Consider the following 260-nt stretch of genomic DNA (forward strand, 5'->3'; position numbering starts at 1 on the left):
GGTTTTACCACCCGCACCCGCACAAGCATCGACAACCCGCATTCCTGGTTTGGCACCCACAGCGTCAGCAACCAATTGTGAACCCGCATCTTGCTGTTCAAACCAGCCGTCTTTAAATGCATCGGTTCGAAATAGTGCTGAGTCTGATGTAACCTCAATAGCAGAAGCAACATCACTTACCACTACGGCAGTTACGCCTTCTTTTTTAAGTCTTTCAATAAGGGATTCGCGATTACATTTCAGTTCATTCACGCGTAAAT

General features: G+C 46.5%; 1 pseudogene. It reads right to left on the reverse strand.

Annotated features, from left to right (window positions below):
• A pseudogene (locus tag AAEZ08_RS23125) lies at positions 1–260 on the reverse strand (hypothetical protein); the annotation flags it as partial.

Source organism: Pseudomonas sp. E45-MNA-CIBAN-0222 (genome assembly GCF_040310405.1).
Classification (GTDB): Bacteria; Pseudomonadota; Gammaproteobacteria; order Pseudomonadales; family Pseudomonadaceae; genus Stutzerimonas; species Stutzerimonas stutzeri_AC.